Origin of the sequence: Mesorhizobium qingshengii (assembly GCF_900103325.1) — a bacterium.
In the GTDB taxonomy this organism is placed as follows: domain Bacteria; phylum Pseudomonadota; class Alphaproteobacteria; order Rhizobiales; family Rhizobiaceae; genus Mesorhizobium; species Mesorhizobium qingshengii.
In genome coordinates, this window is the sequence record NZ_FMXM01000002.1 from 23,466 (window position 1) to 39,033 (window position 15,568).

The window sequence follows — 15,568 nt, forward strand, 5'->3', positions numbered from 1 at the left end:
CGGACTAAGCGCGGCTGGGAATTGAAGCCGATCGACGCTTGCCCGGACGGCCCCGGCGCTCGGGCATCTCCACAGGCGTTACAGCAACGCAGTCGTCTTGCACCGGCAGGCGCCGGCAGACGAGAACGACAGCAAGCGGAATATAGAAAACGATGCCGGGGTCCGGACTGCCGCTTGCGAGCGACCCGGCCACCAATGAAGCAAGGGCGCAAGCGCGAGCGCTTGCCGCGATTGCCTCGACCTCTGGATCGATACGGCCGCCAACGCCCCTCAGGCCCCGCACCAACATTGCCAACAGGATCATCATCATCACTGTGCCGAACAGTCCCAACTGAGAGAGGAGCGCTATCAGCCAACTCGAAGCCCGCGAACTGCCCAGCCCGACCCCCAGCCCGCCGGTGTCGAAGAACGACTGCAGGCTCTTGTAGTTCCAGTAGCTGCGCTCCTGGCCAGAGGCCGAAGCGACCTTATTGATCACCGTGGTGTCGACAAGCTGCGCCACCGGATCAAGGAAATGCGGGTAAAACAGGCTGACGGCCATCCCGAGGAGGAGCAAGGGCATCAGCAGCGCGACCAGCAGCGCCTCCCCCGGCTTCAACCGACCCGTGACGAACGACTTGGTGATGGAGATGACAACAGGCACACTTATGATCGCAAGTCCGACATAGGCGGTCGATGATGTCGATAGCAGCAGGAGAACGAACAAAATCGCCCCCAGGCCCAGCGCGAACTTGGATCCGGTCCTGGTCCAATAGGTGTAGGTGAATGCAAGCCCCGTCAGCGACACTCCACCGAACGCCGATGCTTCTGAAAACGCCCCTGCGATCCGCCAGAAGCCTGCTTCTTCAACTTGTGTCAGCATGGAGTAGCTGGCGGTGCGGATCGGGGCGAGGATGTCACCCGCGCCAACCAGTTTACCCAGCAAATCCAGGATTCCCATCGACACATGCAAGGTGAACCACAGGAAGTAGCCCCGTTTGATGTCCGCCAAGGTGCCATCACGCTGAAGCAGCAGGCAGACCGCCAGGAACGTCAATCCCGCTAGAACAAAGTATCCCGTCTGGGAGATATTGGCAGACACCGGTGCCAAGGCGGCTTCGTAGACGCCCCTGCCCGTCCGGGAAGCGACGAAAGCGCTCGTCTGCCCGGCAAAGAGCCTGGGGAACAGCAGTGCCCCGATCGTCACGTAGATCATGAACGCGCAGACGATCCATGCTGCACCAATATGGCCGAAGACGGTTCCCAGTTCCCTCCATATTCCCCTTCGAGCAAGCGCCGCCATGATCAGGAGCATGTTGAAGACCGTGAAGATGAGTGGCGATGAGCCGCCAAGCGAGCTTATCGTCCCAATCGCAGTCGCACCAAAAGCCAGCGAGGCTATCAACGCAGTGATCATCGACCAGCGCATACATGCGACGAAGGCCAGTATCCCCGTACATATCAATAATCCGACGACGGAAATCTGCATCTAGCTTCTCCGGCGACCAAAGCTGGTCCCGACTTTGACCAGGCGGCCGCGCCGCTTCGGCAGGTCGATGGCTTCACAGGAGGCGGCGACTCTGATTTCCTTGGATCGGGGCTGGTATCGCGCAAAGCAAATTGACCTGGGGAGGTCGCCGTGTCGTTCGCCATTTTCGGCGTTGCCTGCCTTGGTTTGGCAATTGGGTTGAAGCTGCGCGTGTCGGCCCTCATAGCGGCGACATTGGCTGTTGTCGTCGCCAGTATCGCTACCGGCAGTTTTCTCCAGCTGTCCGTTCAAACCATCATCCGCTCGACATTCTATCTCGTTATCGTCACTCAAATTGCCTATTTGATCGGCCTTGCGCTGGCGCTGCTGTCCTATCGCGCCAGACGGCGCTGAGACGATCTCTGCCGCATGGGCTGCAAGTTCACGAAGTCTGCTCGAATTTCATCATGGCGGGTATCGTCTTGACGAGGATCAGGAGATCGCGGCCCAGAGACCATGTTCTAACGTACTGGGCATCCAGCGATACCCGATGAGAATATTCGGTCATGCTCCTGCCGTTTATCTGCCAAAGGCCGGTGAGCCCCGGGCGTGTCTTCAAATATTCATGCGTTGCTGTGCCATAGCGCAGTAATTCATCGGCAACGACAGGCCGCGGACCAACGCAGCTCATATCGCCACGCAATATGTTGAACAACTGCGGCAGTTCGTCGAGGCTCGATTTGCGAAGCATCTTTCCGAAGAACAGGACGCGCGGATCAAGCTTCAGTTTCTGGTTGGCCGACCACTCCTGAGCAGCTTGCACATCACGACTAAGGTGCCGTTGCAACACCTCCTCGGCGTTCGGCACCATCGTGCGGAACTTGTAGCAGTCGAAGGCCTTGCCATTGAACCCGATACGGCGGTGAACGAACAATACCGGACCGCCTGTGGTCGCCTTGATCAAGAGTGGAATGAGAAGCATGAGGGGACTGATCAGAACAAGCGCCGTCGAGGCCACCAGCAGATCAAGAGCCCGCTTTGCCCGACCACCGAGTGGCTGGCGTCCTTCGCTCGGCAGGTTTTCCTGCGCGCCTGCCGCCGGCATGCCTTGATCAAACGGAATGGCATTGTGGTCTTGGCTTGCGCTCAAATGCGGCGGGGACACGTTCGGCATATTCGATCTGGCGGCCGCGCCGCCTCGACGCCAAAGAGCCCATGTCGCCGCAGGCCGGGTTCCGGCCAGAATGCCCAAGATCTCGCGTCGCCCCGGTTTACTTTCGATCACATTGGACATTTCTGCTCACACTACTTGCACACGTCTCCAGCTGTATTTTTGACAACTTTGGATGGCTAACGGCAAGCAGCGAAAAGGTTGTAGACTGGGAGGAGCGGCAATGACGGGCTACACCTAAGATGCTAGCCTCTCGTTCGCACGAACGGCTGCTGTTCCTGCCGGTGCCGCGCGCTTTCGGAATTTGGCGCCATCATCCGCGACCATATGGCGCCGTGTCGAGGGCGAACCGGCTTCTGCCGGGCCTGCCGATCCTCTGCATCACATTGGCAGGAGGCCTAGGCCACTCCCGCAGAAGGTGACCTACCACCGATGCACCCACCAACAGCATGCAAGTCAGCGCGGCGCTTGAGCCGCGCGCTTCCGGTAACCGCTGGTCGAAACGGAACGGACACGCGTCATCAGAACACCAAGTACCGATGAGTTCGTATTTCTCAGAGTCTGGGTCAGATCCGCAAGCTGACCAAGCGACGTCTCGCCCCATTGCGCCACGACGATTACCCCATCGAGCAGAGGGCAGACGGCGAGTGCGTCCGCACCCGATGTAAATGGAGGTAGTTCCACAATGACAATCTTGTAGGGACCAACCTCCCTTAATATTTTTTCCATATTCTTATCAAGAGTAGCGTTATTTGAAATTCTGTCGACATTGGTCAATCCGTAGAACGACATCCCTTCTACAAATTGTATCTTTTTTACAAATTCTTTCGGATCCACAGAATCCTGATCGAACACGTCGAAATTGGGAGAACTAAGAAGTTCGGCGGCCAGGGCAGACCTATGGTCAGCGTTGATAACCAGGGTTGTTATGCCCGACGCGCCATAGAGAGCAGCCAGATTGCTCACGACGGTGCTCTTTCCGTCGCCGGGCGAGACGGAGGTAATTCCGATGCAGCGCATCGGGCGAGAGGCCCCGGCCAGGCTGATGGTTGCCTTTAAGCCTTTCATACTCGTACTGAACGAAGACTGGGGGTCCCTGAGAACTTCGTCGAGCCGACCAAAGCCACCCCGCCTGAAGCTTACCTGCGGCAGTTCTCCAATGCAGGCCAGCCCCAATTCCCGACGAATCTGGTGCGGTCTCCTCACGTTCCGATCGAGGCTGCGTCGCGCTACGGCGAACCCAATGCCAGCCATCAGCCCGGCAAGTGCGCCAAAGGCGAGGACAAGCTTCTTGCGTGGGCGACTTGCCGTCTCCGGGCTCGTCGCGGATGTGATGACACGAGCGTCCGCGATGATGTAGGGTTGCTGGTCCACCGAGTTCGTGTAGGCGGCGAGCAGGCTTTCGTACATCTTGCGATAGGTGCCTGCGGCAACTTCGAGTTGCTCCAGCGTAGTCTGTTGTCCTGGGTGCTCTTTATCGGGGGGCAGATCCTGGCGGTCGATGGGTGTCTCGTTCGGGTCGATCGCGTAGTCGTGTTTGGCTCGAAACTCCTGTGCGACCCTGGTCGCCTTGTTCATCTGATCGCCGACCTCCCGCATTCGCCTTTCCAGCCATGCGATGCCCTCTGTCGCCGCGGCTGTGGTCGTCTGCACCTGCTCGCGAACGAACGCATCCGCAGTGGCGTTCGCTATGCGTGCCGACAGCTTCGGGTCCAACGATTGAAACGTGATGTCTATTGCGTATGAGACACCGACACGCTGAACGTCCAGGCCGTCGTCGAAAATCTCCACCGCCTTGCGCTCGCGTTCGGTATCCGGCTTCGGATTATTCGCTTGTGTTCGATCCACCCAAGGCAGCATTCGATCGACAAAGTTCGCCAGCCCAACATAGCCGGCATGGTCGCCAATTCCGCTCACCTGAACGGTATTGGTCCAAGCTCTGCGAAACCTGTCGCCGATGCCGGGACCGTTCAGGTCCCTGAACCTCGGATCGTTCATGAGCCCGAGGTCATCGATCACCATCATTGCGATCTTCTCGGAGCGCAGAACTGCAAGCTGGCTCTCGACTTGAGCGGTGTCGAGCGAAAGATTTATTTCGGCGGGCTGCTGCTGGAGGTTGCGGGGGATTTTCGGCTCGATGAGAATCTGTGTTCGCGCCGCATAGATCGGGTCGGAAGTACCAATGTAAAACGCAGAGCAGAGAATTCCCGCGACAGAGAACGACAGAATAAAAAAAAGATACTGCCGCACGAAAGAAACGATGTCGAAGAGGCTGATGAAATCATGCGGGGCATCGGCCTCGCGCCATGTCTTGTGGGCAATCGCCGACAACGGCCGTTCTAGCATGGCTTCAATCCATATCTGCGGGAAAGAAGGCCAAGCCGCACGGTCGAGAAACTCTCACCGGGCAGCAGCTTTAGCCGCTCTCTCACCATACCCTAGGCGCTCGTACCGCCTGCGAAAATTCGTTCAAATGGGGTAGACACCCTATCCCAAATCCCACCAATGGCGCTGCTTGTCGGATGGAGCATGATCGTCCCACGGTGCTTGGCCTTCCTAAGCTGAATCACGAAGTGCCTGGTCGAGTATACCTTGGTCGAAATTGGGCCTCAGCGCGCCGGACGATAGCGGCATGGGACGAATGACCGACCCCTCCGTCTTGTCCAGATATTGCATCAACGCCGTCACCAGGTGGTAGAATATGCTGGCTGGGGTTTCCGTAGCGACCGCCCTGCCCTTCTCATCAATCCTGTCGATCCACAGTCCAATCGGTGCCGGATCGATATGCCAGCGAAACAGCCGTCCAACGCGCGTTTCTATCTCGGGCTTCAGGTCTGGCCCACCGGATCCTTCCAATGCAATCGCGGCCTTGATCGCTTCGGCCTGGGGCCAACTTCTCGATATCAGGTCGACCGGCAATGCCGAACGAGACACGGCGCCATAAGCCAGCCCCGTCGATCGGTTGAGGCCATTGGCTATCGCGGAAGCGTAGAGTTTTCTAGCATACGGAATAAGGTCCGCCTGCCCGGTCTTTGCCGCGAACTCGACAAGGAGCGATGCCCATTCGAAATGATGTCCGGGCTCGGTCCATTGACCCTGGTCGCCTGCAGCGGGCTTCCACCCATCGTCGAAGTACTCGCCGAGCGTCCAACTGTCGGCATCAAAAAAATGCGTTCTGAAGAGATCGACAACGCGGGCTGCGTGTCGAAGATAGCTCCTCTCGCCAGTGGCCGTGTGCCAGGCAAGGAACGCCTCAAGCAAATGCATATGGGGATTGCTGCGACGAAGACCGGTACCGCTCGACGACTCCAGAAATCCGTTCAGCCGTCCGTCTTCGAGATGCGCATCGACGAAAGCCAAGGTTTCCTCGCCAAGCCTGAGCGCATCCGGGTTTTTGGCCTGGTGGGCGTAAGCCAGGGACAGAAGAACACAGGCGTGATCATAAGCGTCCTCACATGGATCGGCGACAGATCCGTCGACATTGAGCGTCCGCGCCCATCCGCCTCGGCTGGTTCGCCCATTCTTCATGAATTCAATGCCATGCGCGATCAGCCGGTCGGCAGGACCGTTCCATCCCCGCAGCTTGGCGACCGAAAACGCGTAGACTTGTCGCGCCATCGTTCGCATCCGCTTCTGCTTGACAAGCGGCGTACCGTCCAGCGACAAAGCCTCGTGAAACCCTCCGTAGAGTTCGTCCACCCCGACGGTCGACCAGTGCGGCAATGTCTCGTCGAACAGCCAGTGTGCAACCCGTTCGCGCCAGGCGCCCGGCAACAGCACGTGATTGTGGGCGGGCGTAAACTTGGTTTCGAGGCGGCCCCATTTCTCGAGGCGCTCGACAACTCGCTTGACGTTCTGGCTTTCTCCCACGGGAGCCACGAACGTGGCGTCAGCGGTAGAGACGACGGCAACATTCCTCAGCCCGACCGCCGACAGCAATCTGCCGCGGCTGCGCAAGTAGGAATGTTGGCAATCGATCGCGACGACATCGCCAACGATGACATTGCCGTTTTCGTCGGTCGAACTTGCGTCCAACAGTGATTGCCAGGAGCCCAGGTCGCTCCATTTGAAGCTCGCCGGCACCAAGGTGATGTCGCTGACCTTTTCCATGATCGCGTAATCGATCGATATCGACGGAATTGGCGAATATAGGTCCAGCGGCAGATAGGTGCCGGACAAATTTGTCGTAGCAGCACTCAGTGCTTTTTTCGCGCTGTTCCAGATCTCCGGCCGATGCCAAAGGAAGGCCTCGCGCATAGCGCTCGCCCGGAACAGGAAAATGCCCATATTCCAGAAGAAGGAGTCTGACGCAACGTACCTCTCGGCCGCCTCTATTTCCGGTTTCTCGATAAAGCGAACCACTTTGCGAATATCGGAGGTCCCGATGGGCAAACCGCCCTCGACATAGCCGTAACCTGTTTCAGCGCGGCTTGGACGCAAGCCAAAAACCACAATGCTGCCTGTATTTCCGGCAGGTACGCCCCTCTCGATGGTCTCCCAGAATTGCAGATCCGTGGTTATGGCGTGGTCGGATGGGACGACAAGGACAATCCCGTCTCCATGGCTATTGATAGTGTGCAACGCCGCAACGGCCACGGCAGCCGCCGTGTTGCGACCAACGGGCTCAAAAATGGGACCTCCGCCCGAGAGATCGATACCGGCGAGGTCAGAGTGGATCCGTTCAGCATTCCGTTCCGACGCGATCAGATGGATCGGTGTTTCCCCGTCACAACGGCTTTTCAGGCGCCGTACGGTTTTCGTCAGCATCGATCCATCGCCGGAGAAATCATGGAACTGCTTTGGATTATCCTCCCGCGACAGCGGCCACAGCCGTGACCCAACCCCGCCGCTCATCACGAAACACGAAATTCGATCAGCCATAACAACACCACGCTTTCAACTGAACTGCAGCGTAACGAATTGCCCAGGACTTCTTCCCAAGCGACCCGCGTTGGCTCGTCACCGGCAAACGTCAGTCGCTCCCGCAACCCTGAAAGGCCATGAAGGCAATAGCCGACTTCTCCGGCCCTGGGCGCCGGCGATCACCTTGCTTGTCGATGCACAGCCTGCCCCTACGAGGATTCTTCAACTCGATCGCATCGACATGTTGGCGTTAGGGAACAACTCGTTGAGTTTGTAGACGACCTCCGTCCTGTTGGTCGCCTTCAACTTTTTCATGATGTTGCGAATATGGATCTTGACCGTGCTCTCGCGCAGATTGAGCTCGTGAGCGATTATCTTGTTCGCCTTGCCCCGCCTGAGGGCTTGGACCACCTCTTCCTGGCGCTGGGTGAACACGCTCGCCATCGGTCTGGCTACATCGACGCTCGTGTCTGTTCCCTTGTGAAGCGCCAGGAAGCTGTTTGTAGGGACGAAAGTCCCGCCGGCTATCACGAAGTTCACAGCCTCGACGCAGATCTCGAAGCGGATCGATGAGGGGATGTAGGCTTTTACGCCATAGCTCAAAGCCCTTAGAATCTGCTCCAACTCATCGGTGTCGGCCAAGATCACCACTGGAATGGGGCGGGCCTCGTTGACGAGATCGGCGATCTCATTGCCTGTCTTGGTATCGGTCACCTTGCGGCTGCCCAAATTCAGCATGATGGCCGACGCTGACGGCGCGTCGTCTTGCTGACGCCACTCCTCGATCGAACCAAACGACAGGATTTCCTTGCCGACGCGATACGCTGTCAGGCACTGGGCAAGGCACTGCCGGTCAAGCGTGCGCTCATCGAGCAGAACCAGGCAGGATTCAGCCGGGTCCTGCCTGTGAAGGTGTATCGCACCCCCGACCTTCTGCGAAACGAGATCCAGTCCACTAGGCGATTTGCGATCGAATTGAATTGCCGGATTCATAGCTTATCCCCAACGTTTCTCGCGTACTCAATCAGCACGAGACAACTCTGCAGGGACACACGCCGAAGGGGCGAACGGAACCGCGTTCGCGCCAGCAGGATTGCAGACTGTGATATTTCCTCGGCCCCCGCCATGGTCACAGTGCTATCAAGCACCAAGGCTACCGGCCAAAAGTTCCAAGTTCACTAATTTAAGTTAACAAACCCTAAATAAATCTTAGTCCTTTTGATCTATACGCGCCTGCTATCTCATCCCAGTGCCAGAGGTGTCCTAACCCGTCATGGCAGCCACCGGCCAAACGATGGCTACGCCTTACCTGCCATCTGGCATCGCGTTCCAGCGCTGCGTCTCAGTTGTCGACATACCGCTTATCGAACTCGGCAAATCTCCTGACGCCGGCGTCGTCGAGTATGCGAACATAACCTTGGCGGAATTCGAGCAGTCCGCGCTCCCGCAATTCCCGGAGCATTCGATTGACGTGTATCGGCGTCAGGCCGAGCGCATCCGCAAGGTCATACTGGGTAAGAGGACATGCGAATCCCTTGTGGGTCACGGCGCCGGTACGATCCAGGCGCGTCTTGAGTTCGAGCAGCAAATGGGCGGTGCGCGCCAGCGCGCTGCGCCGCCCTACATTGGTGAGATGCTGCGCAACCAACGCCCTCTGGAGTATGAGAGTTTCGAGACAAAGAGAGGCGATGCGAGGCGAGTTGGCTAGGGCAAGAAAAAACTTCTTACCCGATCCTTCGAACACCGAAAGCTCGGTCTGAGCCACAAAGGTCTCCCCCGCGACCCCGGAGTACGACTGTGGCATGACGATATCGCCCTTGAGGGCGAAATCCAGGATCTGTCGCTGCCCGCCAGCGAGATCATGTGAAATGCATCCCCAGCCCGACTCGACGATGAAGATACGATTGCTCTCGTCGCCTTGATTTACGATGACGGTCTGAGCCGGATACTGCTTCGGTACGAACCCAATCGCCTGGATATACGCGTTGTCATCGTCCTTAAGTCCGGCATACCACTGTCGGTTCTCGTTTCCGCTCAAATAAGGATGCGAAGCTGACGCCATTGATCCCCACTAACCCTTCCCCCATCTACCTCCAACGGCAAATGTATAGCAACCTTGGCGTCATGAGTACCCCCAAGCCACCTACAACTATCGGATGAGCTTAACCAACGCTTTTTAGCCACGGCGAATGCCCCGACTGGCAATAGCATGCGGATTTTGGTGGGATAGGAAGATTTATCTGCCAGCTGGCTTGGCGCCCGTAGGGCACGCTCCGATCCCAACCCCCGTGGCGGCTGCCGGATGCATGGAGTATTGGCTCTACCGAATACCTTGCGGGACCCGTGGGCGGGCCCGGCCTGCTCAAGCTTTGCTTTTCTTGAAATTCTCTCGCATGGACTCAACTATCTCGCTGGCCACAAGGCAGCTGCGGTTGTCCACTTCGCCTGCGGCGTTGCGCAACGTCGTTGCCGCGTCCTTCAACACTCCCCTGATTTCCCTCGCGGTCAAGATCTCCGATGCCTCCAACTCGAGGAGCAGAGATTCAATCACATGCAACGCGGCAAGTGCTATCCCTCTAGGTCTGCTAGCCAGCAAGACGAGGAGGTCACCACTTGGTCTGTCGCGTGACTTTTTCTTTGCCATCTCAATGTCTCAATGCATAAGAGGGTGGTCACATATGGAACGGTCTGACTGGTCGGCAGCGATCCTCGCCGGAAGTCGGACGTTGAATGGAGTTGATTTGATCCCCTTCCTTTTGGATGCCATGCTAGCCTTGTTTCCTGCCCCGACACAGCAGCGAAGCATACCAATCTGGCTGTAGACAACGGGACTTAGCTCGGTCGGTCGATGTGAGACCTCCCCCAGGCAGCAGTCGCGCAACCGCCAGGCAGTTGGATGCCACAGGAATATTCCGGAAACACAATTGCACCCGCCGAGCTCGTCCGAATTTTCCGTTTCATCATCCGATGGCAAGTGTCGCCCTGCCTGGACGGGGGTGCTGGAATCTTGCGTTGATGGCATTTTGAATCCTTCGCTCGAGCCACGTTACGGCAGAGCTCAAGCTCAAGACGCAAAATCCAGAGACCACGAGCACCGCCGGCGCGGACAGTTTTAGCTGAAATAGCCACCAGACCAAAACCATCCCGGATACATAGTGGTTGAGGTATATTGAGTAACTCAAGCCACCAAGGTATCTAACGGTTTTTCTATGGTTATTTAATCTTTCGCTTATCAATCTATCGTGCCATTTTCCGAGCACCATGATAGATATAAAAATGCTCAATATAATAGCCGCCAGCCCGCGATACTCTTCAGGGCTGTCGATAGAAATAAGAACCTCAACAACCCCCATGGCCCAGAAGAGCAAGAACAAGGTATTCATCGACGCAACGCTTCGACCCTCTATGCGATCGTCGCTGGAAAGATAGAATATGATGCCGGCCGCGAAGAAAACGCCATGCTGCAGCAAGAGCACCTTGAAGGGGAACCGCGACAGCACCGAAATCGCCTCATCCGATTCCATGGACGAGGGCATCAGGTGAAGGCCACACAAGAGGAGCAGATATGCGGAACTCGAGAGCCCTATCAATTTCGCCAAGTCATAGAGCGACAGGCGAAATTTGGACAGAATGGACGCGGCCACCAGGAAATAGAACACCATCTGCACGACGAGAGACCAAACGACGCCGTCGATATATGGCCCCTTTGGAGACAAGATCGCAGATCTCGCGAAAGCCAGCAGCAGACCTTGAATATCCTCGCCGTAAAAGGCACGTGCACCTAAGCTCACGAGCGCCGACAACCACAACGCAGGCAGAATTCGCGTCGCGCGAATACGGGCAAATCGTAGGGCCGGCGTCATCCCGCCGTCGCGGGAGGCGCTCATGGCGATCGCAAACCCCGAGATTGCAAACAGGGTTCCGACACCTGCCGCCCCCAAACCCGCAAACACTGACAGGAATCTGAAAGCCACATCTTTTCCATCGGCGATCGAGGCGGTTTTCGCAGCGTATGTGGCGAAATGACTGAGCAAAACCAGGATCGCAGAAACAATCCGCAACAAGTCCAGCGTGAAATAGTGGGTCTTGCGTTCCATTTGACGTTTAAGCCCTTGCCGGACGCCAGGAAGCGAACCGCCTTTTGCTACCATCGAAAGGACCGGTGCGACCATTGCTACGTTTGGGGGCGAGACCATTCCTTTGGCTTACCTACGTCCGAAGAAGCCCGCCGAGCGACCGCGACGGAACGATGTGCATCGGGCGGCATCCCGCATGAAATGCCCACCGTTCCGAACCATTGCTCCTGGACAATCTGCATTACCCTACCTTTGCAATGCTAAACTGCCAGCTTGAGCCTTTCCCGCGCCGGATTTGGAAACCAGCTCTTGATCGCGGTTTGGATCTTTCTTTCCAGCCACATCACCCCCATGCTCAAACCCAGGACGATTGACACGGAGACCAAAAAGGCGATGCCGTCAGGAAGGCCCAAAGAGCACACCATCCAGACGATGACCATGCCGACTGAATAATGATTCAAATATATCGGATAACTCAACCCTCCAAGATAAGTAATAATTGACTTATTCCTTCGAAAATACACTCCAATTAAATCAACGTATTTTATCCCGACGATCATCACGAAAACACACACAATCCAGATCACGACTGCCATCGTCCTGTATTCGAAGGCGCGGTCAACAGACATGAAAATCTCCGCCATGCCCATGACGGAGAAGACAGACAGAAGTTCCAGCTTAAATTTACGGCTGTCGCCCTTGTCATGATCGGATTTCACACTGAAAAGTATCATCCCAACGGCGAAAAAGACGCCATGCTGGGCCATGAGAACTTTGAACTGAAACCGCGACAGGAACGATATCCATTCGTCTGCATCCGTGGACTGCGGAACGACATGGAGGCCAGCAAGGACCAGAATATAGACGGCGCTGGAGAAACCTATGAGTTTAGCCAGACCATAGAGCGACAATCGAAATTTTGACAGGATGGCCATTGCGACCAGGAAATAGAATACGGCCTCGATGACCAGAGACCATACGACACCGTCAATGTAAGGCCCCTTGGGCGACAGTATCACCGATCTACTGAAATCCATAAGCAAGGGCATCAGATCCTCGCCGTAGCAGGCTCGGGCGACCAGACTGACGAGCGCCGACAGCCACAAGGCCGGCAATATGCGAATGGCGCGAATTCGTGCGAACCTAATCGCGTGTGACAGCCCACCATCGCCCGAGGCACTCATGGCGATCACAAAACCGGAAATTACGAAGAAAACCTCAACCCCTACGGCGCCCAAACCGGCAAAAGCGGACAGAAAGCCGAATGCGACATGATCACCCTCGACGACTGACGCGGTCTCCCAACCGAATGTCGCGAAATGATTGAGCAACACCAGTATCGCCGCGAAGATGCGCAGGATATCTATGGTGAGATAGTGGTCATGGCGTTTCATGCGTTTCCAGGATTTTGGCGGCGCGCCGACCTGATGATAGATTGAAATGATCAGCACGCCTGCTAGTCCGTTTGGAGGTCAGGCGAATGGGGAGCTTTGCTGCGTACAGACGCGGTGGCTGACGATGTCAATCGTTGCTAGGGAAGGAAGATGCTTCGCACCGCCCTCCGGATCGCCCTATGGCTGGTCCTGATCGCCATCTTGATCGTGACGCTCGTTCCGATCGGATTTCGCCCCCAGTCGGGTTTTGGCCCGGAGCCGGAACGAGTAGCCGCCTTCTTCGCGCTTGGGCTGTTGTTCCGTCTCGCCTACGACCGAAATTGGTTTTTGACCATTTGCCTAATGGTTGCGGCTGGGCTCGGCATCGAAGCCTTGCAGTTGTTCAGCCCGACGCGGCACCCCACTGTCGATGACGCAGTGATCAAGGCGATAGCCGGCATCATCGGGGCACTGGGGGGTCTTTTGATTGCCAGGATGGAATGGCTGCGACTGCGACCGTGAGTTGGGTCCGACCGCTTGCAATTCCCTCGCCTTACACCCGGCTATTTGCGGTTCTCTCTGTGCATCAGGCGATGTGCCAGTCCAAGCACGTCAGTGTCGGTAGACCAGCACGCCTGGTCGGCCCAGCTTCTCGGCGTGGATAGCATCCAAGTCGATCTTATGCCCACCGGCCGCGGTAGAGAACCTGCAAATCGAGCGCAATCGTTCCTCGGAGCTCATCCAAGGAGTGTAATAGACGCAGCGCCGTATTGGGTTGTAGGGTTCAGTTGGGGAGTTAGCTCTGGGGGGAACAATGTGGATTCCAATACAGATAAGAGAGGAGTTGGAACTTGGCGCACATCGGCGCACGATCAGAAAACTCGACAATGCATATGACCTTGCACTAGCAAATTCCGAAACAGTAGCCGAGCGTAAGAAAGCGGAGTATCGGCGTCACTGGGAAACCATTTTGTACTACGAGTTGATTGCGGAGATCAAAACGCGGCGACTGCTGAGAGAGGCAGATCGTCTCGATGTGCCGATTGACTATGCGACGGACGACAGCCCGCTGTGGAGGAGGTCGTCTCAGCTTAACAGCTGGAGTCTGACGGCGTTAGGCTACTCCGAGGTCCGAAAGGCGATCGGGCAAGAACGTAGAGATCGGCGAGAAAGGCTTGTTGCCTGGGCCAGTGTTATAATCGGCATCGTTGGGGCGCTTACCGGGTTGCTGTCCGTGAGTCTAATCGTGCGAGGCCTGTAATGGGATATGGCGAGCGACGCGGCAGGGTCGCCCTCGCAGGATGGAGTTTGTTTCCCTGCTTGTGGAGAACATCCGCAAGATCACCGTTGGCAATGGGCTCGAGTCGAATTCCACGATGGGGCCACTCGCCAATGTACGGCGTGTCGATGCGATAGCGAGCCGTCGATCGTGGCGCGGAAACTAAGAGCCCAAAAGGAACTCGCAGTCGAAGACGATAGTTGTTTTCACGGTCGTCACCCCGTCAGTCGTTTTCTCTGCCTCAGATTTTCGCTGCCAGGAAAGCGTTGGCAGCATATTTGATTACTTCGGCAGCGTTGCGACCGGTCACAATCATCGGAACGCCCTTCTGGCTAAGTGGAAAATAGAGCTCGGCAATGCGTAAGGCGGCCCAGTCCTCGTCGGCTCCGACCACCACGCGGTCCGGGCTCATAAAGTCGGCAATCGCTGTACCTTCTTTCAAGAACTCGGGGTTGGACACGACCGCACATTTCAAATCCGGCCGCATCGAGCGGATCAGGTGTTCGACTCGAGTCCCAGTTTCTACGGGCACGGTCGATTTTGTGACCAGAACGAGTCCATCTGCGGCGTGAGATGCAATCTCGCGTGCGGCAGAGAAGATTTCAGATAAGTCAGCCTCGCCGTCGCCCGGCTGCCGGGGCGTTCCAACCGCGAGAAACACGACATCAGCTCCTCGAACGTGAGGACCGAGTTGGTCGGCAAACATGAGACGATGAGCCGCAAAATTGCGCTGTACAATCTCCTGCAAACCAGGCTCATAGATCGGTATCACACCGTCTATCAAGGACCTCACGCGTGCTGCGTTGCTATCAACGCAGATGACGTCGTTGCCAAGCTCGGCGAAGCAAGCGCCCGTAACCAGACCGACATAGCCGACGCCAACAATTGTAATTCTCATGGAACACGCTCCGAAGGGCTGAATTCGGCTTCCAGGCGACAAGCGCCGAGGACGAATGTTCCTCTTTTGAGAGCTCTTTCTCGAAATCGTCGATCGTCGCTATCAGCCCGTCCCGAAGACTTGCTTTGGGCTCCCAACCGAGCACCGTCTTCGCCTTGCCCTGTGCCTCGCAGGTGATCTACATTTTCCCTTCGGCCGGCGGAGAAATTGTCGATCCAGTGAACGACGTGGCCATGGTCCCGCAGCAAGCCGCAGAGATGAGAACCTAAAGAGCCCGCGCCACCTGTTACCAAGCTATATACTGGACGTGATTCCACAGTCGCAGCCTTAGGCTCCGGCGATTTCTTAATTGACATGAATCTTTTAAACCCCAACTCCTGACGCAAAATCGCAACAACCAAGGAGCCCCCACTCCCTCTAAAATGTTGTTAATTAAATGTTAATTTGTGAACATAAGAGAG

13 protein-coding genes are annotated in these 15,568 nt (G+C 56.7%); 2 read left to right on the forward strand and 11 right to left on the reverse strand.

Translation table 11 applies throughout. The annotated features are described in order from the left end of the window. Positions 1-4: 4 nt before the first annotated feature. Entirely contained in the window at positions 5-1,468 is a 1,464-nt protein-coding gene (locus BLS48_RS00100; protein WP_091574513.1) for a hypothetical protein, read from the reverse strand. A gap of 150 nt (positions 1,469-1,618) precedes the next feature. On the opposite strand from BLS48_RS00100, the gene BLS48_RS00105 reads away from it, so the two are divergent. After that, on the forward strand, positions 1,619-1,861 hold the full coding sequence (locus tag BLS48_RS00105) for a hypothetical protein (protein WP_091574514.1): 243 nt from the start codon (positions 1,619-1,621) through the stop codon (positions 1,859-1,861). Between the two features lie 28 nt (positions 1,862-1,889). Here BLS48_RS00105 and BLS48_RS00110 read toward each other — a convergent pair whose 3' ends face one another. From BLS48_RS00110 to BLS48_RS00145, 8 genes are all read right to left on the reverse strand, one after another. Continuing rightward, positions 1,890-2,741, reverse strand: coding sequence for a sugar transferase (locus tag BLS48_RS00110; protein ID WP_091574516.1), 852 nt, complete (start codon positions 2,739-2,741; stop codon positions 1,890-1,892). Positions 2,742-3,074: 333 nt separating this feature from the next. After that, positions 3,075-4,964, reverse strand: coding sequence for a GNVR domain-containing protein (locus tag BLS48_RS00115; RefSeq protein ID WP_244529470.1), 1,890 nt, complete (start codon positions 4,962-4,964; stop codon positions 3,075-3,077). A gap of 210 nt (positions 4,965-5,174) precedes the next feature. After that, positions 5,175-7,499 (reverse strand): AGE family epimerase/isomerase, encoded by a 2,325-nt coding sequence (locus BLS48_RS00120; protein WP_091574519.1) that lies wholly within the window; start codon positions 7,497-7,499, stop codon positions 5,175-5,177. A gap of 204 nt (positions 7,500-7,703) precedes the next feature. Further along, on the reverse strand, positions 7,704-8,474 hold the full coding sequence (locus tag BLS48_RS00125) for a response regulator transcription factor (protein ID WP_091574520.1): 771 nt from the start codon (positions 8,472-8,474) through the stop codon (positions 7,704-7,706). A gap of 349 nt (positions 8,475-8,823) precedes the next feature. Further along, the gene (locus BLS48_RS00130) at positions 8,824-9,543 is read right to left on the reverse strand and encodes a Crp/Fnr family transcriptional regulator (protein ID WP_091574522.1); all 720 of its coding nucleotides are present in this window, start codon (positions 9,541-9,543) and stop codon (positions 8,824-8,826) included. 300 nt (positions 9,544-9,843) lie between these two features. Beyond that, complete coding sequence (locus tag BLS48_RS00135; protein WP_091574524.1) at positions 9,844-10,125, reverse strand: hypothetical protein; 282 nt, start codon at positions 10,123-10,125, stop codon at positions 9,844-9,846. 316 nt (positions 10,126-10,441) lie between these two features. Then, positions 10,442-11,578: an acyltransferase family protein gene (locus BLS48_RS00140; RefSeq protein ID WP_167364886.1), complete on the reverse strand. Its 1,137-nt coding sequence runs from the start codon at positions 11,576-11,578 to the stop codon at positions 10,442-10,444. A 239-nt stretch (positions 11,579-11,817) separates the two neighbouring features. Beyond that, a complete protein-coding gene (locus tag BLS48_RS00145; protein WP_143019358.1) occupies positions 11,818-13,008 on the reverse strand; it encodes an acyltransferase family protein in 1,191 nt (396 codons plus the stop codon). Between the two features lie 93 nt (positions 13,009-13,101). Between BLS48_RS00145 and BLS48_RS00150 the strand changes: the two genes are divergently transcribed. Beyond that, on the forward strand, positions 13,102-13,452 hold the full coding sequence (locus tag BLS48_RS00150; RefSeq protein ID WP_091574528.1) for a VanZ family protein: 351 nt from the start codon (positions 13,102-13,104) through the stop codon (positions 13,450-13,452). 998 nt (positions 13,453-14,450) lie between these two features. Here the strand turns inward: BLS48_RS00150 and BLS48_RS00160 are convergent. Together BLS48_RS00160 and BLS48_RS36725 are read right to left on the reverse strand one after the other, a co-directional pair. Continuing rightward, positions 14,451-15,107 (reverse strand): nucleotide sugar dehydrogenase, encoded by a 657-nt coding sequence (locus tag BLS48_RS00160; RefSeq protein WP_091574531.1) that lies wholly within the window; start codon positions 15,105-15,107, stop codon positions 14,451-14,453. Then, complete coding sequence (locus BLS48_RS36725) at positions 15,104-15,463, reverse strand: NAD-dependent epimerase/dehydratase family protein (RefSeq protein ID WP_143019383.1); 360 nt, start codon at positions 15,461-15,463, stop codon at positions 15,104-15,106. Before BLS48_RS36725 ends, BLS48_RS00160 begins: the two co-directional genes overlap by 4 nt. Positions 15,464-15,568 lie beyond the last annotated feature (105 nt).

What these genes read in the sequence shown, in the direction of transcription:
- BLS48_RS00140 (WP_167364886.1), bottom strand. Translation starts at nt 11,578, where the DNA reads ATGGAACGCAAGACCCACTATTTCACGCTGGACTTGTTGCGGATTGTT.
- BLS48_RS00120 (WP_091574519.1), bottom strand. Translation starts at nt 7,499, where the DNA reads ATGGCTGATCGAATTTCGTGTTTCGTGATGAGCGGCGGGGTTGGGTCA.
- BLS48_RS00135 (WP_091574524.1), bottom strand. Translation starts at nt 10,125, where the DNA reads ATGGCAAAGAAAAAGTCACGCGACAGACCAAGTGGTGACCTCCTCGTC.
- BLS48_RS00150 (WP_091574528.1), top strand. Translation starts at nt 13,102, where the DNA reads ATGCTTCGCACCGCCCTCCGGATCGCCCTATGGCTGGTCCTGATCGCC.
- BLS48_RS00125 (WP_091574520.1), bottom strand. Translation starts at nt 8,474, where the DNA reads ATGAATCCGGCAATTCAATTCGATCGCAAATCGCCTAGTGGACTGGAT.
- BLS48_RS00100 (WP_091574513.1), bottom strand. Translation starts at nt 1,468, where the DNA reads ATGCAGATTTCCGTCGTCGGATTATTGATATGTACGGGGATACTGGCC.
- BLS48_RS36725 (WP_143019383.1), bottom strand. Translation starts at nt 15,463, where the DNA reads ATGTCAATTAAGAAATCGCCGGAGCCTAAGGCTGCGACTGTGGAATCA.
- BLS48_RS00160 (WP_091574531.1), bottom strand. Translation starts at nt 15,107, where the DNA reads ATGAGAATTACAATTGTTGGCGTCGGCTATGTCGGTCTGGTTACGGGC.
- BLS48_RS00110 (WP_091574516.1), bottom strand. Translation starts at nt 2,741, where the DNA reads ATGTCCAATGTGATCGAAAGTAAACCGGGGCGACGCGAGATCTTGGGC.
- BLS48_RS00130 (WP_091574522.1), bottom strand. Translation starts at nt 9,543, where the DNA reads ATGGCGTCAGCTTCGCATCCTTATTTGAGCGGAAACGAGAACCGACAG.
- BLS48_RS00115 (WP_244529470.1), bottom strand. Translation starts at nt 4,964, where the DNA reads ATGCTAGAACGGCCGTTGTCGGCGATTGCCCACAAGACATGGCGCGAG.